Source organism: Halogeometricum sp. S3BR5-2, assembly GCF_031624635.1.
Taxonomy (GTDB): Archaea; Halobacteriota; Halobacteria; order Halobacteriales; family Haloferacaceae; genus Halogeometricum; species Halogeometricum luteum.
In genome coordinates, this window is the sequence record NZ_JAMQOQ010000012.1 from 22,049 (window position 1) to 41,235 (window position 19,187).

Annotated in this window: 14 protein-coding genes; 6 read left to right on the forward strand and 8 right to left on the reverse strand. The window is 53.8% G+C overall.

The window, feature by feature from the left end:
• Positions 1–3: 3 nt before the first annotated feature.
• The 5 genes from NDI79_RS23350 to NDI79_RS23370 all read right to left on the reverse strand — a co-directional run bounded on the left by NDI79_RS23350 (position 4) and on the right by NDI79_RS23370 (position 6,046).
• The gene (locus tag NDI79_RS23350; RefSeq protein ID WP_008528531.1) at positions 4–126 is read right to left on the reverse strand and encodes a hypothetical protein; all 123 of its coding nucleotides are present in this window, start codon (positions 124–126) and stop codon (positions 4–6) included.
• 153 nt (positions 127–279) lie between these two features.
• Complete coding sequence (locus NDI79_RS23355; RefSeq protein WP_310931034.1) at positions 280–1,527, reverse strand: SAVED domain-containing protein; 1,248 nt, start codon at positions 1,525–1,527, stop codon at positions 280–282.
• Positions 1,524–3,458, reverse strand: a complete 1,935-nt coding sequence (locus tag NDI79_RS23360; protein ID WP_310931035.1) for a ThiF family adenylyltransferase — start codon at positions 3,456–3,458, stop codon at positions 1,524–1,526. Before NDI79_RS23360 ends, NDI79_RS23355 begins: the two co-directional genes overlap by 4 nt.
• A gap of 410 nt (positions 3,459–3,868) precedes the next feature.
• Positions 3,869–4,993 carry an SMODS domain-containing nucleotidyltransferase gene (locus NDI79_RS23365; protein ID WP_310931036.1) on the reverse strand — a complete coding sequence of 375 codons (1,125 nt, stop codon included), beginning with the start codon at positions 4,991–4,993 and terminating at the stop codon, positions 3,869–3,871.
• A gap of 24 nt (positions 4,994–5,017) precedes the next feature.
• The gene (locus tag NDI79_RS23370) at positions 5,018–6,046 is read right to left on the reverse strand and encodes a Cdc6/Cdc18 family protein (protein WP_310931037.1); all 1,029 of its coding nucleotides are present in this window, start codon (positions 6,044–6,046) and stop codon (positions 5,018–5,020) included.
• Between the two features lie 458 nt (positions 6,047–6,504).
• Here NDI79_RS23370 and NDI79_RS23375 point away from each other — a divergent pair, with 458 nt between their 5' ends.
• Complete coding sequence (locus NDI79_RS23375) at positions 6,505–7,476, forward strand: competence protein CoiA family protein (RefSeq protein WP_310931038.1); 972 nt, start codon at positions 6,505–6,507, stop codon at positions 7,474–7,476.
• Between the two features lie 6 nt (positions 7,477–7,482).
• Here NDI79_RS23375 and NDI79_RS23380 read toward each other — a convergent pair whose 3' ends face one another.
• The gene (locus NDI79_RS23380) at positions 7,483–9,249 is read right to left on the reverse strand and encodes a DUF262 domain-containing protein (protein ID WP_235158002.1); all 1,767 of its coding nucleotides are present in this window, start codon (positions 9,247–9,249) and stop codon (positions 7,483–7,485) included.
• A 90-nt stretch (positions 9,250–9,339) separates the two neighbouring features.
• Here NDI79_RS23380 and NDI79_RS23385 point away from each other — a divergent pair, with 90 nt between their 5' ends.
• The gene (locus NDI79_RS23385) at positions 9,340–10,395 is read left to right on the forward strand and encodes a GNAT family N-acetyltransferase (RefSeq protein WP_099254181.1); all 1,056 of its coding nucleotides are present in this window, start codon (positions 9,340–9,342) and stop codon (positions 10,393–10,395) included.
• Positions 10,396–10,416: 21 nt separating this feature from the next.
• Here NDI79_RS23385 and NDI79_RS23390 read toward each other — a convergent pair whose 3' ends face one another.
• Positions 10,417–10,854, reverse strand: a complete 438-nt coding sequence (locus tag NDI79_RS23390) for a TIR domain-containing protein (protein ID WP_099254180.1) — start codon at positions 10,852–10,854, stop codon at positions 10,417–10,419.
• Between the two features lie 127 nt (positions 10,855–10,981).
• Here NDI79_RS23390 and NDI79_RS23395 point away from each other — a divergent pair, with 127 nt between their 5' ends.
• The 4 genes from NDI79_RS23395 to NDI79_RS23405 all read left to right on the forward strand — a co-directional run bounded on the left by NDI79_RS23395 (position 10,982) and on the right by NDI79_RS23405 (position 16,801).
• Positions 10,982–11,923 carry a TIR domain-containing protein gene (locus NDI79_RS23395; RefSeq protein ID WP_310931039.1) on the forward strand — a complete coding sequence of 314 codons (942 nt, stop codon included), beginning with the start codon at positions 10,982–10,984 and terminating at the stop codon, positions 11,921–11,923.
• Positions 11,916–12,686 (forward strand): RipA family octameric membrane protein, encoded by a 771-nt coding sequence (locus NDI79_RS23400; protein WP_310931040.1) that lies wholly within the window; start codon positions 11,916–11,918, stop codon positions 12,684–12,686. Before NDI79_RS23395 ends, NDI79_RS23400 begins: the two co-directional genes overlap by 8 nt.
• Before the next feature lie 7 nt (positions 12,687–12,693).
• Positions 12,694–12,915: a DUF8139 family protein gene (locus NDI79_RS23750; RefSeq protein ID WP_234299888.1), complete on the forward strand. Its 222-nt coding sequence runs from the start codon at positions 12,694–12,696 to the stop codon at positions 12,913–12,915.
• A 79-nt stretch (positions 12,916–12,994) separates the two neighbouring features.
• The gene (locus NDI79_RS23405) at positions 12,995–16,801 is read left to right on the forward strand and encodes a helicase-related protein (protein ID WP_310931041.1); all 3,807 of its coding nucleotides are present in this window, start codon (positions 12,995–12,997) and stop codon (positions 16,799–16,801) included.
• Positions 16,802–16,809: 8 nt separating this feature from the next.
• Here the strand turns inward: NDI79_RS23405 and NDI79_RS23410 are convergent.
• On the reverse strand, positions 16,810–19,187 hold a 2,378-nt coding region (locus tag NDI79_RS23410), incomplete at its 5' end, for an Eco57I restriction-modification methylase domain-containing protein (protein WP_310931042.1).

The following is a 19,187-nucleotide window of genomic DNA, read 5'->3' on the forward strand; positions in this document are numbered from 1 at the left end:
GCTCTATTCGACTTGGGCTTCGTACTCGTCCCAAAGCGTGTCGATGTCCGTGCCGGTCTCCTCAGAGATATGGCGCAGCAACTGCGCCCTGTTCTCGAACCGACGGAGCTGGCCCTTTGCGCTCATAGTAGGACATAATCGCTCCTGCAGTAATAAATCACGGGGGTGCATTCTCTCGGTCAACAAAACGAGACCTACCAGTTCTCTAATCACCTCGTAGACGACGCGCTGGTGCGAAATGATCGAGTCGATGCCCTTCTGGCAATGGGCACTGATTTGCTATTGCTCTTCTGAGGCGGTGTCTGAGCCGTCTGAAAGTGACTGATTCTGTAATCGACCAGCAGGATAGTACCGACCCTCGTCTTTGCTGTAGAGGTAGGTCTGGATCGGTCTAAGAGTGTTTGAGTTTCGCCCGAAGAGAAAGGCGAGCCCCATCGGGCCAGCTATGAAGAGATGAATAGTCGATGTTTTTGATAGTTCTTTGATTGCGTCTCGTACCTTGGTACGGAAAACACCTGCAGCATGGGCTGCCTGTGCCGGGGACAATTCCACACCAGGCCCATCTTCCGGTGTCAATCTGAGAATACCGTTGAAATCCGGAAGGTCGTTATGCATTTGGTCGATCTCCGGTTGCACATCGGCAGCGATGTTGACGAGCACCGCCAGCTCCGCTCCGTGATTCGGTTGTCGCTGGAGATCTCCTTCTAACCCGCTTTCCTCTTCGTCGATATCGAGTCTCCATTCTGTCATCCCGGCAGGACCGGTGGGTTGCATCCACGTTGCTTGGATACGACGTGTGGTTGGAAGACAGTAACCGGCCGCGAACGCAGCGGGAAGATGCGTTCGGCCACGGAATCGGAGGGTGCGGCCCGATGCGTTTTGAATGAGACTGTCCGTTACCGTAGTTAACGCCGGGAGTAGACGCTGGTTCCATACTTCTTGGGATGGTGGACCATGTTCGAACGATCTCGACCAGTCAATAGCAATCGCTGGATCGTTGTCGTGAGCGGGCGATTCGTAGGTATCAAGTGAACATTCGAGGGGCTCACCGTCCGGCAAATACCCATCTATCCGCTCGATGCGCTCTGATAAGACGGCCTGGACGATCTCTGTAGCTTTGTCAGACGTGGTCTCCTCTAGGGGGAGCATTTTCCAGGCGGAAAAGTCGTGGAGGATCGGTGCCTCGTTGAGTATCGATTTGGCTTCTCCAACGCTGATATCGGGACATGGCACAACGACCACGAAAAACTCGTCATCCTCGTCCCAGCGCTTGTTGAATCCCGGCAACTCGTCGTTGAGAATGATGTCGGAGTCGGCTACGCCCTCACTGACGAGCGCAATACCACTGGCCGTTTCCGGGTTCTCCAACTGGTCGATAATCTCATCTCTGAGTGGCTCTGGCTTCAAATCGAAGATATCCCGCCAAATCGGCACCCCGTGTCGCTCGAGTTCCGTTTGCAGGAAGTTGGCGATGTCCGTCTGTTCGTGCTTATAGCTGAGAAATACACGGCCAGTTGGATCAGTCATATATCGTCACCGACGTTGAGAGTTGTAGCTGCATCTGGGTTGTCAATCCGTTCTAACTGCTCGTATTCCTTACTATCATGGAATAGATAGGCGTTGATCGTGAATTGACCTTCTTCGTCCTGTCCAACGATGAAGAGGAGCGGATGCGGACAGTCGTAGCCGTCGTCGTTGGCGATGTCATTCATCGCAGTCCGATCGACCCGACTGAGATCGGGTGAAGCGCCGGGATGGTAGTGCCATTCACCGAGATAGTCGATGCCAATGCTCTCCCTGGCGTCTTTGAGCCACTCCTCGACTTTGTCGGTTCCGCGGAGGAATCGAGTTGGTTCTTGAATGGAGTCCCGCGGTGGGTCGCGGGCATTCACCACCAGTGCTGGCCCATCGAGACGGTCGGTTCCAGCGAGAATACCGCCCGTTTCACAGGGGTGTTCTTCCCGACAGCGCTCATACATCGCTTCAAGACACGTGGCCGGAATCTGTACGGTGATTGGTGATTCCGGTGCTCGCCATATAGTTCCGTCCTGGAAGGGAGGTGTGGCCTGTGAAATGGTCGGCAGCTCGTCGCCACTACCGGTCTCGAGTACGGTGAAGTGATTCTCGCGCAGGCTCAATGCCGTCGCCTGATCGAGAAGTCGTGTCACTGTCCCTGCCCACGTCATCACCCGGTCCGTTCGGATAACTGATGCTGGGTGCCAGCAGCCGACTCGCTCGGGGATGGCATCCTCGTCTTCGTCCCATTCGATCTGTTCTTGCAACCGCCATGGATCGAACGCTTCGTTGTAATCGCTGTACGGAAAGGTATGTGAGTAAGCTGTGAAGCAGAACAACCGGCTCGCTCGCCGACCCATCGCAGCGGAGCAAAACACGACCGGGTGATTCCATCTAATCGCATCCAGAGCGCGACGAACTCCCCGTGACGCGGTACAGTCAATTACTACCTCCGCTTCTCTAATTGACTCCGGCAACTCACCGCTCGGTGGAAAGGCGCTATCCACATCAAAGACTTGGGCGTACGGTGCAATGGATTCGAGCCGGTCCGCGATTGCTGTCGCCTTGTTTCGTCCTACCTCATCGATTGTTAGTGTGTGGCGAGCCACGTTGCCGATCTCATACGTGTCGTTGTCGACGATGGTAAGCTGCTGACAGCCGGCTCGAACGAGGTTCTCGGCAACCATACTGCCGAGCGCTCCCGCTCCAATGAGTACGATGTTGCGATCCAGAAACCACTCTGTCATATGCCCGCGTCTGGTGAGCTGCTCATGCGACCAGTTGTCCGAGTCCAGCCACCGAATCTGTTCCTCTCCAGCTTCCCGTCGTTCGGCTATCTCTGGCCCCTTTCCAGTATCTCGAAATCCGCCGGAAAGGTCATTCGGGTCCTTGAACTCCTGGATCTCGATTGGTTGCCAATAAATGATCTCGGGGTCGCCGTCGACCGTAGCTGGGATGGGGAACCCGATTAGAAGAATCTTGACCGGTTCATCGTCCAAAACGGGCTTGATATTTGCCCGTAGTTCGTACGGGTCGGTCTCGGTGCCATCGAAAAACCCTTCCAAATCTTGCCACGTTCCCGGGGCCTCCCACGGGGGTTCAATCGGCACCTCTTCTAACAGTGCCCACGCTCCGGAAACAGAGTCCTCAGGATTCGCATCGATGTATCCACCCCATTGTGGCTGATAGACGACTTCATCGTCGCTATCTTTGAACGTACCAGTCGCGTATGTCTCTTCAGCAGTTGGCAACGAGCGGAGATTGACCGTCCCCCACTGTCCATACGTCTCCCTCCATTCTGAGAACGACTCCTGCGTCTCATTGAATGCGATGGTCGTGGCCGAAGCCGAGTTCGTATCGAAGGCCGGGATTTCAAACGGTTCGTCTGGTTCCCGGAGTTCCCCTTTCGCAGCATTACTTAACCACCGCAGTGCTCGGTCCATATGCCAACAGAGCCGATCACGGCTTGTGCTGGGTTCGCCGGTGGCTCCCGTTTGACTGAGGGTGTGCCCATACCGAGCAACACAGATATCGCCTCTTCGCCATGGAGTATCGTTGCTCCCAGCCACGTTCAGCTTCTGGTGGGGGAATGTGGCGGAAATGGTGTTCTCTTCTTGATCTGCAGGGTAGATCCCAATTGAACCTGCGGGGTACGTATCCCGTAGATGGAGATACCAGTCCGTCTCGCGTGGCACGTCCGGATGGGGTTCTAAGTCGTCTGGAGAAAGCCTGATCTTGACGATCCACCGTCCGTTGCTATCGTGTCGATATGGCTCTTTGAGGACGGTGACTCCGTCCCGTTCGGCAATGGCTGCAACGGCTTCTGTAATTTCGTGGGGAGGCATTTGTTACGTCAGCTGTCCGACTCGGCGAACTGGTGGTCAGATGGATCCTCTACCTGTGAGGACGACCCTACTGACATGGCTTTCTCCCCTCCATCGTCGGAATCGTCGTCGCTTCCGAAGGGAGGGAATTTCTCACCGAAGAGCTGGTACCAGTAATCCCTCGATGTTTCTTTGTCCTCCTCATCCAGTGCTGTCCGCGCGAGCGCTGCGGCATCTTCGGCCTTATCGTAGAACGCCGCGAAATCGTCCCCGTCGATTTGTTTGAGGACGTCATTCTCGGGGGTTTCCGGGAGCCCGTGAGCAGGCAAGACGGGGGTTTCCTCGGCCATTGCTTCGGTCTTGAACTGCCGTGTGAGTTCTTCCAGCGTCCTTGTCACGCCTTCAGCGACGCTGTCGATATCATGAGGACAGCACTGACCAACGATGTGCTCGAGGGGATAGCTTGTCGGTCCTTCGACGTCGGGTGTCTTCGTTCGCCGCCACCATTTGATGGCTTTGACGACGTTCACGTAGTGGCCATCCGTGATATCGTTTTTATTAATGGTGAAGGCGATAGTCGCGAGGGGATGGGTATTCTCCCACTTGTTCTCATCTCGATGTGGGATCTTGAGCGGTTGGTCCTTCCACTCGTCGTCGCCATCTGCCGACATATTGAGGGCCTCCGCCACGGTCGAAAGGTCGTCTGGACTCAGGGCTGTGCCAACGTCTAGTGAACCCAGTGATTTGACGGCTTCACGTGTTGCCTCGCTCGGTGCCGCTGTCAAGACGAGATCGATCTCCACCTTCTCTTCCTCGATCTTGTAGGAGTGCGCGTTCGGTTCCCACTGCCCCACATAGTGTTCATCCAGGAACGGCTCGCATTTTCTTAGCGCAACATCGGTATCGAGATCACTGCTGAGATCAGAGACAAAGACGACGTCAACGTCGGATTTCTCGTCTTCCTGCGGTCTGAGTGCCGTCCACCGACGGTAGCTCCCCTGTAGAAAGTCTGCAACGTAGAACTCGTCGATGTCCTCGTCACTCTGCAAGTGATCGCGGAGGGTTTCGTGGCCCTCCTTGTAGGCATCATTGTGCTCGTCCTGCGGGCGGATGTCTGACAAGAAGGTCTCGAACAGTGTGGGGAGTGTGGTCATAGTGTATCGATGTTCTGGAATGTTTTAAGTGGTTGTTGCAGCAGGTGGTGACTCAATGATCGCGTATTCTCGATCCCGGCTCGTGCCCTCGGCCTCGAGGAGGTTGTACTGAGCCATCTTCGAGAGATAGGACCGGATGGTCCGTTTCGTCCGTGGGTCGTCGACTTCGTCCGTATAGCGCTCGTGAATCTCGCCCGGGCCGAGCGGGCCGTGCTCACGAACGATGTCGTAGACGACGCGCTGGTGCGGCGTGAGTGAGTCGAGGCTCTTCTGCTTGATCTGGGCCCGAGCATCCTCGGCGGCGTCCAGGAGAATATCGTCGGTGATGCGCTCGTGGTTCTCGCGATCAGCCTTGCCGGCGGCCGTTCGGAGGATGCCGATTGCGAGGCGGGCGTCGCCGGTGGCCGCGTCGGCGATTCGATATAGCTGGTCGTCGGTGATGACGTCCTCGTCGAGCCCCCACTTCGCCCGCGCACTCAGGATATCGTACAGCTGCTCGTCGTGGTACTTGTCCATCCGGACGTGTTCGCTGGAGCGCAGGCGGCTCACGAGGCGGCCGTCGACGCGGCTGAACAGCTCCTCTTCCTTGTTCGCGATGCAGATGATCGCAAACTGCGGGAGGCTGTGGAGGTCGTAGATGACGCTGGGATCCTCCAGTTGGTCGACCTCGTCGAGGATGATGACGGTTCGAGAGCCGTCGTGCTGCTGGAGGCGATCGACGAGTTCGTCGTGGGGCGTCGACTGACGGTGGATGTCGATGGTCGCGCCGAGGTCGTCGAGGATCTGATAGAGCGTGCGGAATCGGGTGTAGTTCCGCCAGCAGTTGACGTAGGTCGCCTCGACGTCGAGGACCTCTTCCCGGAGTCGTTCGGTAACGAACTTCGAGATGCAGGTCTTGCCGGCGCCGCTGGGTCCGGTGACGATGGCCGTGTCGGCGGGCTCTCCGTTCGTGATGGGCTCGAGGACGCTGGAGAGATGGTTGACTTCGGCGTCGCGATGCTCAACTTCCCGAGGAACGAACCCGGCCCGGAGGACGCGAGCATCGCGAATCATCTGTCTCTGACAGACTGATTTCGGGTCAGGTTACAAAAGCCTGACCGGGTTGCTTCCGGAAACTCCCATGATAGTACCATCTTGAGCACCCAAAAACCTACGCTGTATCTCGATTTGTGTTCGTGGAAAGTCGAGCCTTCCGGAAACTTCCGGAAACTCAGCTCCCACTACTGATTTGGCACTAAGTGGGTGATTTCTCTTTGGCCCTCCAACGACAGGATGCCGGAGTAATGGTCATTATGATAGAGTGACAAGCAAATCTAATCCGGCCATCGACTTCAATGCCATATCTTGGAGTTCAAAACGGAACACGGGTAATCCCACCACAAGTAGCCGACGGCACGACTGTTACTTGTCCTGCGTGCGACCAACCGATGGCCGTTGTACGGTCTCACGAACGAGGTTCTGCTTTCATTTCTCGTCATTTTCGGCACCACGAACAGGAGGGTCGTTCTGAGATGGGCCAAACTACAGGTCAGGCAACCTTTGCTGATCTTGTAGATGTCGGCGAGTGCCCTGGTGAATCGGACGAACATATGAAAATGAAGTCGATTGCGTATGCTCGATTGGAACACGATTTCCCTGATGCGACAGTTGAGCTTGAATCCGGTATCGACGGCCGAATTGCGGATGTCCTGCTCACATTCGACACTCCCCGAGAGCCCTATGGAAGGGGTATCGCGATAGAGGCTCAGTATCGGAATCAGGGCAAAGATATCGAGGCAGTTACTGACCATTATCTACAGCGTGACTATAGCGTTGCGTGGCTCGATGAGGGCGATTTCTCAGAGTACGATGTTGATCTCTCCGGAATACTGTCCGTCTGGCCCTATGCGCTTCCGTCGCGGTCTGATATGGAGGGGTACCCGGAAGTCATCAGGTGGCTCTGGCAAGAGAAATCGCCCACTGTTGCGTTGGAAATCCCTATACCAGGAGAGTATTGGGCTTCGTTCGATAAGTCGGATGAATGGGTGACTGTCGCTCAACAAGATCTCCGCCGGAAGGGACGCGCTTGGGCGACTGTTTCTCGCTCACCAACGGGTCAGCTTACTCTTCAGCTCGGAAAGAAGGACTGGGGCTGGGATGGCGATACCCACCGTGTCACCGTTCAACTTGAAGATTCGGATACCCAGGAACTCCGATCATTCACTGATAACTTGGAACGGCTAGCGTTTGGACCAGATCGCCCGAGTGAGGAAGATCGGGAACGCCCTTGGCATGATTTGACGACTGCTTGGTTCGCTGGCTCTCCTCGTGTTACCTCTTGGCTTTCGGCTTCCCTCTCTCCCGATGACGACGTGGTCCTCTCGTTAGGAAAGAAACATCCCAAGGAGACTGACCGAGTTAGTGTTCAGATCGACGATACTGCGACTCAGGCTCTGGACGACCTAACCACACTTCTTGAGAGGTCCTTCGAACTGGAGGCCTGACTTCTACTAGAACGGCTGGTGTTCGAGGATGTGCTCCATAATGAGCCGTTCGCGGGCGTCCACGAACTCTTCGAACGTCATCTCCTTTGCGCCCTCCGGGATATGATGAGTCTGCTTGTAGTCGTCCGTTCTGGAGTTCATCCAGTCCTCGAAGTCATCGTCCGATTTCATCTTGTTCGTCTTGTCAATCAGTAACTGGAGGTTCCCCACCCGGTCAGCATCTGCTTCTTCGGGGAGAACCGATTTTGGGATGATGTGGTCGATATCGTAGTCTTTGCCCCGTGCCGGCTCATCGGGGTAGTGTGATAGCTGCAGAAGGAACTCGATGTCGCGCTTCCCGTACTGGAGCTCCTCGAAAAGCGTGGTCAACTTTTCTTCGGTGAAACGGAGGGAGGTTCCGTAACTGGATGCCACTTCATCACTGATCCGCTCAAGTGGGAACTCCGAGCTCTCTTCCTCTCGGATAACATCCCGGACGAGTTCTGCGATCTGGTTCGATGATTGGCTGGTGAATCCGTTGAGTCGGGCTGCACAGATATAGTAGAGAATGTCACGACGTCGCCCGCGACCTTTGATTGAGGTCGAATCGAGCGAGGGATTCTCGTTCTGGTAGAGGTAGTAGGCGATAGGTGTGTAGAGGGCGGGACTGAGGATGTAGGTCACCGTCGGATAGTAACTATTCAGAAGCTCAGCGAGTTGTTCCATCGTGTTCGAGAACGTATCGGTGAGCCAGATCTCCTTCAGATTCCGCAGCAAGTCGAGTGTGTAGTTGTCGAACCGATACTGGATCTCGTTGCCGTTGATTGCGAGCAGTACCTTCTGGACGTGCTTCGTAGCAAAAGGAGCGTTCCCACCGTCGATGATCCCGTTCAGTTCGTCGACCATCGAGTGCACCTCGTCCCGTGCGTTGATTTCCGGCGGCTCCTGTTGCCAGCTACTAGTCATCAACGACAGGAGGATTTCGGCACGATTCGGTGTCACCCCTCCCTGATTGATCCGTACGAAGACGTCGCGAACACGGGTGATGTCGTTCTCGTCTTCGGTAAAGAAGTGGAGCTTCTCGTCCTTGTGGACCGCTCGATAGAGGTCCTCGAAATTACGCTGAGCGTTGAGAATCAGACTATCTGAATTCTCTATCTCGGGGTGGTTCTCGACCAGCTCCTGGATCTCTCCCTCAATTTCCTGGCGTTCTGCATAGAAATCGTCGTTGTCAGAGATGGACATGATTCGGTTGACTGGATACCAGTATGCATTCGCGGTTGCGGACTGCTCAGAGCGGAAGGAGAAGTCGTATTTATTGCCGAGTTCCGAGTCCGCTGTCTGCGGGTCCGAGAGGAGGTTGAGATAGAGTCGCTTCTGAACCCACGAACTGGCCTTGTTCCGAGGGTGGTTGTGTTTCCGCTCGTAGAATGATCCGGTCAGACCGATATTGAGCGCGGTCAGTCGCTGCTGGCCGTCGAGGACTAGTTTCACCGGTGACGGGAGTGGGTCTTCAGAATTGTGCGGGGGGTTTCGATGGGTCGGTGTTGTGAGTGACTGGGGAAAATTTGGTTCGTCGACGTAGTGGGTGACGAAGCGATATTTGGGCTGAGCCTGTGCTTCCTCAGCCGAGAGGTTCCACTGAAGGAGCGCACCGATCGGATAGTCCCGTAACAGGGAATCAAACAGATCCACGATGTCACTCGTTTCCCAGACGAACTCCCGCTGAATCGCGGGTAAGAGATAAGAATAATTTATGTTTTCCACGACCTCAGCGATCCGCTTGGTTTCCATATTCCGTCTTGTGGTATGCTGGTTTTATATATCTACATAGTGGTGGTCGCCTATCATTTATAACGAAACAGAGCAATTTCTGATACGGAAATGAGCTTGAATATCCCACTTCCTGCGGGTCTCGGGGACTATGCTTGGCTCGAAACTCTTGTTCAACGTGAAGAAATTGATCAAACGATTCCTCTCTATATCGAAGCTGATGACGGGATTGAGGTCGTCGCTGTTTCCCTTCTCTGTGAAGATGATCTTCGGATGATCTACCGGGCACCTAATGGCTGGCAATTGCTCACAGAATATGAGTTGTCCGAGGACCCGATTATTCACGTAGACGACCTCCTTGATGCTGTCGTTGCATTTGTGGGAACAGACGCGAGAGTTGTTCAAAAACTCGCTCAGGAACTCGGTGAGAAGTTAGAGGAGCATTGGAAGATGGGATTTGTTCCGTATAGTCAATCTGGGAAGGGGGACAAATTTGAGGAACTTAGACAGGACTGCAATTGCTCAGGGATTGACGACCCGTCAATTGAGCGTGTTCCGGGAATGTCCGAAATCGAGGAATCAGCAGAATTTCGCTGCCATAACTGTATGAGCTTATATGGTATCGAGTATCAGGGTCGTAGAATCGATCTTGATGAGGTGTTCAGTGCTGAGTGGCTCTTCACGAATTCGACTCCGGATGACATCGTGGAGATCGGTGCCGAAGATTCATTTCTCGTATATTCTGATGGTCGACCAATAGACAAAACAGAACGAGTCATCGGCGCGATGACTAGCTATGGTGGTGACACGAGTTCTTCTTTTGCCCGATATATCCCTGAGAACCACCAGGGATTGCTCTATATTCGAGATGACGACGCGGCTGGATACGTCACTTGGGAAGAGCTGGATGGAATACAGGTTCTTCGACAGCTGTATGTCCGGGATCATTACCGGCGCCGGGGGATTGCTGAGGAATTGATTCAGACTTGGTGCCAGGAGTACTGCGAGGATGGTGTCTACTACATCGACGAACCGAACGACAAGAGCCGATCTCTGTTTTCAAAACTGGGTCATATTGACGGTGACGGTGAGTACGAAGCGATCGAACTATACCCGATTCGCGGAGTCGGAAATAGTCTCGACGGTAGCCAGACTCTCCCTCAATAGTTCATCCACGCTCTCATCAACTCAATCAGCCAGGTCTCGAATTCCCTCTACCACACTCTTTCCTTGCCAACCCACGATCTGATCTGCGTGGTCTTCAACGAAATTGGGCATCTGCTCGTTTCCGCGCGGTGTAACACCCAGAATAGGCTTGCTCTCGATTTCAGCTAAAATAGTTTCTTTCTTGATCCATTTGCTGTGTGCTACGTACATTCCCCCGAGTATTATTACGACCGTAGCTGGCTTGATCTGGTCTTCCCGGAGCGCCTGTTCCAGCTCCTCTTCGGTGTCAGCATCGATCTCATCCACCTTCGGTACTGAGTAGTTCCGGAAACTGAAATTCGGGTAGTCGCGAAGTAGTTCTACCATCCGATTGTACTCGTCGCTGTACTCCCAAGAGTGCGAGATGAACAGTCGGTATTCGCTCCGACGGTTGCTTGAAGATCTGCTGTTGAAGCTCATAACTATATGCGAATTGTTGACGGCTTACCCGTTTAGTACTATGGTCCTCTCTGATGCGGAATCCAAATCTGCCGATATTCCAGGGGGAAGAACTTATACTATTTAAAAACGGATTGTTCATACGGTTATGAGCCAAGACACCTCCTCCCCATTGAAAACCACCTGGGAGGCTGCGTTTGATGATATTCGTGGCAGTCCAAACCCCGAATCAGCTGTTCGATTCGTTCTGAAGTCAGCTGTTAACGATCTACCTACCGGATTCTATCGCGATGATGGAGACCGCCTACTGCCGACCTACAAAGGGAACGATCTCGGAAAGGAGTTCACCGTTCGAGAACTCGGCCCCGTTTATACAGTAACGCAATCTGGGGATAACAGTCTCCCTGAGCTCAGTTCCTCTCAACCATCGCTCTTCGAGCCGAATGACCAACAGTCGGGCCTTGTCCCGACCGACAATTCCCTGAGCCGCAGTTCTACCGACACTCAGAACCAGCAGGGTCTCTCGTCTGGACAAAAAATCGCTGGCGGTGCTTTGCTCCTATATGCTGCCTACAAAGGGCTGGAAGCCTTTGCCTCTGCAGGCTCGTCGACTCAAGAGTCCTCTTCCTCCTCAGGCGGAAATACTGGGCAATCACTCCCTCGCTTAGCACGCGCTGCAACTCGACTTGAGGACAAGCAGTACAACGTTTTTGTCTCCCACTCGTGGGAGTACGACGAACACTACGAGCGTATCGTTGATTTCCTTGATGAGGTTCCGTCGCTCAAGTGGCAGAATCATAGTGTCCCTTCAACTGACCCCCTGCCCGTGGATACCGAGTCTGCCCTTCGTTCTGAACTCCGGAACCAGATGAAAACGGCGTCGGTTGTCGTCGTAAGTAGTGGAATGTACGGTGCTCACAGCACTTGGATCCCGGAGGAGCTGGAACTCGCCGATGAACTGGACAAGCCGGTGATCGCAATCATTCCAGAGGGACAATCGAAGGTCCCCGAGAAAATCCAAGAAGTCGCAGATACTCAGGTAGGATGGCGAAAGGCCTCGCTTGTCGACGCACTCGCTGAATATGCCTGATTCAACCGACGAAGCGGCGGTTGATCTCTCAGAGGATGGCGCCGATACTGACGATGGAGACACGCCCGAAACAGAACCTGAACACTCTGAAGAGGTCACTGGAGGGGACCCTGCTGAGCCATCTGAGGAGGAAGATGTTACAACTGGACCGCTGGCTAATCTAAGTGAGGACGAGAAGAATCGACTGATGGAGCAGTACATACATTACGGGGAGGTTGCGATCGAGACAGCCAATCAGCGAGTCCAGATGAACCGCTTTTTCGGTCTGATTTTAACCTCGATACTGGCCGGTCTCTTTGCTCTCGCCCGCGGCAATCTCACAACCACTAACGCTGCGATCGTTCTCTTCGCATCAGGATTCGGCAGTCTGATTTGCTACTTCTGGTATCAGAGTCTTCAATCATACCGCCGGCTGAACAAAGCTCGATACGCCATCCTGAATGAGATCGAGTCGGTCCTGCCTGTTCGTATGTATCTCGATGAATGGCGATATTTGAAGCGAGAGAAGCCTGACCCGGAAATCGTTGATCCCCGTCCAGCTGAAGATGCTGACCACCGCTCACATACGATTGTGGAACAGTGGTTCGTCCGCCTATTGGCTGCTGGATACATATCTGTCGGAGGGTATGCCGGAGGATTCATTTTTACTCCCCAAGTGAAGAGGTTCATCCCATCACTGCCGGACCCATCGGTGGTTGGTTTTGGTGTTGGTGGCGTCCTCTTGCTCGGCTTAGCTATCCTCTTTAGGATTCAAACCCGCTGAGAATACTATGAGACGCTTCGAAACCGGTGATTCGGTCCGAATCGATATCCCGGACGAGACAGATCCAGATCACGAGCGCCTCCATGGACGTCGAGGAACAGTCGTTGAGATCATCTCAGACGATGCGGGGGCTGTGACTGATGATCAACGAGAGGGCTATCTTTTTCGGGTTAAAATCGCTAATGGTGACACCGTTGACGTCCGCTGGCGGGATCTTCGGCCAGTTTGATTGGCTATTGTCTGGTGCTATTTCTGTAGGGAGGTCACTAAACACTAAGTTCGCGTACTGAATACATCTCTGCATTACGATGCTCTCACTTCCTCCGCTTGTCGATAACGCTAACAGAACACTAGAAGACGCTTACAAGCGGATTATTCCTCAGATCGAGGAAGGCCGTATCGCAACTGGCTACTTTTATCTCTCAGGATTTGACCTCTACCGGGAAGACCTTGAAAACCTGGCTGACCCCGATGAGCTCGGCCACGCTCCGCTTCGGATTTTGATGGGCCGTCAGACGAATAGGGGAACTGCTGACGAAATCGGTGAGGGACAGAATCTCAAAGAGGAGCTCAAAAGAGAGGTGAGAGAAAGCATCTCGGAGCTGAATAACGCTCAAATTGGCCGACTAGACCGGCTACGAGACTTTATCGCCGAAGGCGAGGTGAGCGTCCGTGTGCGAAATCCTGAAAACGGTTACTTCCACGCAAAGGGTGCCTCATTTCGAGCGCCACTCGAAGATGACGAAGATTGGGGACAAGACGAGGATGAAGACACCCGCCCATGCGCTACAGTTGTCGGCTCCTCGAACTTCACCAAGAGCGGCCACCAGAACAACATCGAGCTGAACCTCACGAGTCAGGATCGACACAAGGCCGAAGCGTTCGAGGAGTGGTACGACAACCAGTGGGCCAACGCCGAGGAGTTCAGTGAAGAGATCATCCGAATCATCGAGAACAGCGAGGAGTACCAGGACTGGAAGGAACAGCAGGAGGACGAGTCCGACCAGGAGACGTCATCTGAGGAGCTGGGCACGTATCTCGAACCGTTCGAGCTCTACAAGCTGCTCGCCTACGACGAACTGAGTGGGAACGTCAACATCCGTGACAGCCCACTGTACTACTTCCAGAAGCTCGGGTACGAGAGTGCAAAGGAAAAGCTTTCACAGTTCAACGGGTGCATCGTCTCCGACTCGGTCGGCCTGGGGAAATCATTTATTGGCGGTGAACTCCTCCACGACTACCGCCAACGTGGCGACCACTGTCTCCTCATTGTCCCGGCAAACCTGACTGATCAGTGGGAAGACCTACTCCAGAACGACACTGACGAAGACGGCAATCCGTACTTCGGGTTAGAGGTAGACGGCACGCACCTTGACGTGATGAGTATCAGCAAGTTCCAGAATCTCTCCTACGACGAGGTGCAGGACCTCAAAGACGAGTTCGACGTCCTGCTTATCGACGAGGCTCACCGGTTCCGGAACTACGGGAAATGGCGACCGAATCCGGACCACGATGATGACTACAAGGGGACGCGACGACACGCGAATCTCAGGCAACTCCGCGGAAAGACGATGATTATGCTGACCGCGACCCCGATTAATAACAGCGCTACCGACCTAAAGAACCTCATCAGCTTGTTCACCAGCCCGGAGGAACTTCGGAACAAGGCGTCACTCGACTTTGATGCGTTCGACGAATATATCGAACTCTCGGAGACGCGAAAACGCATCGCATCCGGGAAAGAGGAGGTCGGCGACGACGAACAGCAAGAAATCACCGAGCAGCTCCAGCGACACTCCTCTGAGATTTCGAATATCCTGAACGAAGTGATGGTTCTCCGGACGCGCAAGCACGTCAAAGATCAGATTCAGGACAGCGAAGACTTCGAGATGAGCTTCAAGCCGCCGAAACTCAACAAGCAACAGTACTCCCTGCCGGCGGCCTACCAGCCAATATATCGGATGCTTCCCGACGTGATGGACGCCCTCCACCTTCCCCACATCACAGTCAAAAATCCGAAAGCAGGGAGCACGCTGAAAGCCCTCTACAAGCTGAACCTCCTCAAACGGCTCGAGTCCTCAACGTACGCGTTCGTCCAGTCGATCGAGACGCTGCATCAGAGCGAACGCCAGCTTCTCGGCCTTCTTGGTGAACTCCCTGAGGACGAAGATATCGATATGCTCCGAACTGTTCGGGAGGGAGATGACTCTGAACTCGGTGACTTTGTCGAAGGAGCCGACGCTGCTGAAGATCTCGAACAAACACTCGAAGAATTTGGTTTCGATACCACCGCTATTCAATCGGAAGAAGGAGCTGATACCGAGGGAGATGAACTGGCAGACGCCACCATCGGCGAGGTGAAGACGTACATTAGGGAGGACCTCACTCTTCTATCGTATTTCCTCTCGCAGTTCATCGGTGATGTCGCCCGGGATGCGGGTGATGTGAGTGATTATGCGGTTTCCACGCGGCAATGGCTCGCTGACCACGACGCTGGTGTCCTCCCAGATATTCCTGAAGAAGAGATGAATCCGATTCTCTACCCGAATAGTGACTTGAGCGAAGTCGACCCTGCCACACGCGACTTTTACGAGGCCGTCTTTTCACTCCGCGAGTTCCGCGACCCGAAGATCGACCGACTTGCAGATGTCCTCACGAATCACGATCAGAAGGTGCTCATCTTCACGCAGTATCGGGCAACTGCAGACTATGTCTATCGAACCCTCTGTGACAACGAGGATTCACCACTCACAGAGGCGAACAGTGCCGTCGTCAAGGGCGGTGACGAGAATAAGCAGGACATCATTCAACGCTTTGCACCCGAAGCGTCAGGCTACCAGCAAACGCTCGCCGAGTCGGGGGACTCAGAGCTACAGTACGTAGTGGCCACTGACACGCTGAGTGAAGGGGTTAATCTTCAGGACGTTCATGTGGTGGTCAATTACGACCTGCCGTGGAACCCGATGCGGATTGTCCAGCGTGTCGGGCGAGTCGACCGGATCGGGAGTACCGCCGAGAAACACGTCCACAACTTCTACCCGGACGGCGACATCGAGGCGGCGATCAAGCTCCTGAAACGCCTACAGGCAAAGATCAACGATATCGCGCTCATTGTCGGAAAGGAGAACAACATCCTTGATCCGAACGAAGATCAGGTTCTTGAAAAGACAGGTGTAGATACGGAGAAGACTATCGGGGAATTACAGGTGGACGAGATCGAGGACTCTCTCCAGAAGTCTCGTGAAATTGACGACGTGAATGAACTCGACGACACGAGCAAGAATCCGCTCCTCCGCAATGCGGGGAGTAATGAACACGCTGCGTTCGAGCGGTACCTTCTGAAGCGAGAACTGAACGAGGATTACGACCTGACTGCGGAAGACTTCGAGTACGCTGAGGACTTCTTCGGTGACCCGCCGGAAGAACGGGAATTCCTCTACACGAATGTAACTGACCACGATGCAGGTCCTCGTCCGGGCGTATTCGCCCTTGCCCACCTCTGGTTCGACGATGATGACCACGAGTCCCCGCTTGGTCGCGTCCGTCGTGCTTTCTACTACAAGCCCTTCGCCGACGAGGTCAAAGAGCGGCCCGTGAGCACGCTCAACATTGACCCTTCAGTTGACGGCGAACCGATTACCGGAAATCCAGAGACGGTATTATCGAATCGCGGTGAGATTCAAGCAGTACTTGACGAGCGTCTGGAGGTGATTCGAGAAGGCCAAGTTGAGGGTGCTTTCAAACAGGGAGAGGCCTTCTCGAAGGAACAGGAGACGATCCTCGATTTCATCAGTCACTACGTTCAGCCGAACCACGGCGGTGAGCCAGCTCCTGTCGAAGAGTTCGAAACAATGGGAGAATGGGCTACCGACATCGAAGAGCGGCTGCAGGAGGTAAAGCTCGCGAACACGGATGAAGACCGAATTCTACGGGAGATCTTTCGCGAGAATGAGCAGTACGACTCCTTCCCAGAGTGGCCGACCGGGGAGTTCCTCAGTCAGCTTGAGGAGTTCTTGGAAGAGAACGTCGAAGCCTCTACTGAATACCAGACGAAACTGATGGGAGAGAGTGATGTACAAGCGAAGCTCGTATGCTGGGGAGTTGTCGGACAGTGATTCGGGAGCTACGGTAGGGGCCCCTTCTGATCCAGTAAATCATATTTCTCCAAGACCAGATCGAAGTACATCTCGTCCATCAGCTTCGGATTCTCAACGCGATGGAAGTCGTCGAGGACAAACTTCACGTCACGACGTTCCAGGCCATACGCGTGGAATGCGGCCGCATCGATTTCAGCCTGTAATTCTCTGCGTTCTTGATCTTCTACCGCTGCCTCGATTCCGCCGAGTCGCTTACGCATTTCTTTGAATTCTTTCCCGTAACAGTTCAATCGGGCAGCTCGTTCAGCGATATAATGGAACCAGTCATCTCCGTCGGTGAGCCGTGGTAGCTGGGATTCCAATAGCTCGCGCTTGACGATGTGCGTCTCGACTTTAGTTCGCATCAGGAAATCGAACGCAATGCTGTTCAGGAGTCCCGTTGCCACGAAGAGTTCTTGATCCGTAAATCGCCGGACGTAGGGTGACCGAAGTGGGGACTCTGTGAGGTGTTCCTCTTTAGGCTCAATAGCGAACGGCTTGAACGTGTTAATGGTGTGGAGACAGATGACGTCCTTCGGAAGTACCGTAGCAATTATCGTCCGCTCGTCCCGGGATCGAGAAACGTCTCGAATGCCGATTCGGTATTCAGTGCAATCGAGCAGGACATCTTCTTCCTCAAGTCCGTGACTACGGTGTTCTTCGAGTAGTTCATCTACGTATTGAACTTGAGACTTGCTCGTCTCTGAACCTCCAAAGGCGTCGTAGATTGCTCGTTTGAGGTTCCCCCGGTTGAATTTTTTCTCTCGAACACGGTACTGGGCACTATTCGGTGGATCGTACATCCCCCGACTCCAATACCGGGGGTTGTCCAAACTCTCTGTGTGGGTATTATCGTGTTCGAATTGGTGGATGTTCGCACCCCCATATACTGGATAATCAGCATTATCAGGGGAATCTTGCAATCGGTCTTTATCGGTGGACTCGACGAATTCTTTCGTCAACATATCCACAGACCAAGCACCTCCGATATTCTCATCTAGAGGTGGTTGAGTGACTACCTTGCTGAGGACATCGGCTTCGACTTGTGATGTGATCGAGGGGAAAATTCTACCCTCGGGAGAATAATTGAGAAGCACTTGTCGTGGGATTTCTGCGGCCACGTCCTCGATATTATAGACCACGTCCATACTCCGTTGATTGAAAATACCTCGGAGTCGACTGGTCCTTCCACCATACTCAAATGTCAGAATTGCAAATCGGTACTGCCGATGTATCTGCTCAAAGATTCCCTTATTTTCGAATCCGATGAGGTTCTCTATGTCTGTGTGATCCAGTAGATGCGTTCGGAGGTCTTTCCCCATCACTCCCCCGAAGATAGTCCCCGGGAGGAGCAGACTCACCTTCACGCCGTCTCTGGAGAGTCTGAATACCCGCTCAAGAAATAGAGCCGAAAGTTCGTTCTTTGTCGGCATCGTTCGACCCCCCACCACCGGAGATTGGAGCTTATAGACATCTCCCTGCGTGAAGAAGTCTGCCTGAGTTTCCATCGATTCCTTGTAGTCCTCCCATTCCCACGCAACTTCAGGGCTTGAGAGGAGTTCTTCCATCACACCATCTTTTTCCTCCGACGGATAGGTACGGAACTGCTCATCGTAGCGGATGAAGAAGTCGTCGCGATTCGCGTAGAGCATGTCCCACGGCGGGTTCCCGATGAACACGTCGAATCCACCTCTCTCGAAGACATCGGCGAACTCCAACGGCCAGTGGAAGGGGGACCACTCCCGAATTTCCTCGATCGTTATGTCGTCAAAGCCAGCGTCTTGAAATTCTCGCTGAAGGATTTCATCAAATTTGTCCCGGTGTTCCTCTATTCTGTCTTCTGCCTCCTTCCGCCATTCTTGAGCTTCAATACTGGTCTCCGCTTTCTTGTGCTTCTTGATGGCCTCTTTCACGTCCTCAAAACGAGTTTTCACTTCCCAAGAATCGAGATCGCTGTCTCCGTCTTCGTTACTTTCGATGTCCGTATCGAGTTGACCAATTAGGCTGTTGCCCTGTCGTACGTTGAAATCGATGTTGGGGAGCGGCTCCACCTCGCTCGGTTCATCCTCGATATCAGCGACCATCGACAACCAGAGCCTGAGCTTGCAAATCTCAACAGCACCTTCGTCGATATCGACTCCGTACAAATTGTTGAGTATGGCCGTTCGCTTTGCGTACAGTGATGAGGAGCCTTTTCCAGACTCGATTTCCTCAATCTCTTCTCGCGTTCTGGATTCTAGCTCCCAGCCTTGCCCTTCAGCTTCGAGCCGCTGGAAATACTCAATGCATTGCATGTATAGGTCCATCAGCACCTCCTGTGCGGCGAGCAGGAAGGCGCCACTTCCTACGGCGGGATCGAGAATGT

Bases quoted from the DNA above. Each gene is read 5' to 3' on its own strand.
- NDI79_RS23750 (WP_234299888.1), top strand. From the start codon at position 12,694: ATGAGACGCTTCGAAACCGGTGATTCGGTCCGAATCGATATCCCGGAC.
- NDI79_RS23390 (WP_099254180.1), bottom strand. From the start codon at position 10,854: ATGAGCTTCAACAGCAGATCTTCAAGCAACCGTCGGAGCGAATACCGA.
- NDI79_RS23405 (WP_310931041.1), top strand. From the start codon at position 12,995: ATGCTCTCACTTCCTCCGCTTGTCGATAACGCTAACAGAACACTAGAA.
- NDI79_RS23355 (WP_310931034.1), bottom strand. From the start codon at position 1,527: ATGACTGATCCAACTGGCCGTGTATTTCTCAGCTATAAGCACGAACAG.
- NDI79_RS23365 (WP_310931036.1), bottom strand. From the start codon at position 4,993: ATGACCACACTCCCCACACTGTTCGAGACCTTCTTGTCAGACATCCGC.
- NDI79_RS23375 (WP_310931038.1), top strand. From the start codon at position 6,505: ATGGGCCAAACTACAGGTCAGGCAACCTTTGCTGATCTTGTAGATGTC.
- NDI79_RS23395 (WP_310931039.1), top strand. From the start codon at position 10,982: ATGAGCCAAGACACCTCCTCCCCATTGAAAACCACCTGGGAGGCTGCG.
- NDI79_RS23385 (WP_099254181.1), top strand. From the start codon at position 9,340: ATGAGCTTGAATATCCCACTTCCTGCGGGTCTCGGGGACTATGCTTGG.
- NDI79_RS23380 (WP_235158002.1), bottom strand. From the start codon at position 9,249: ATGGAAACCAAGCGGATCGCTGAGGTCGTGGAAAACATAAATTATTCT.
- NDI79_RS23350 (WP_008528531.1), bottom strand. From the start codon at position 126: ATGAGCGCAAAGGGCCAGCTCCGTCGGTTCGAGAACAGGGCGCAGTTG.
- NDI79_RS23400 (WP_310931040.1), top strand. From the start codon at position 11,916: ATGCCTGATTCAACCGACGAAGCGGCGGTTGATCTCTCAGAGGATGGC.
- NDI79_RS23370 (WP_310931037.1), bottom strand. From the start codon at position 6,046: ATGATTCGCGATGCTCGCGTCCTCCGGGCCGGGTTCGTTCCTCGGGAA.
- NDI79_RS23360 (WP_310931035.1), bottom strand. From the start codon at position 3,458: ATGGACCGAGCACTGCGGTGGTTAAGTAATGCTGCGAAAGGGGAACTC.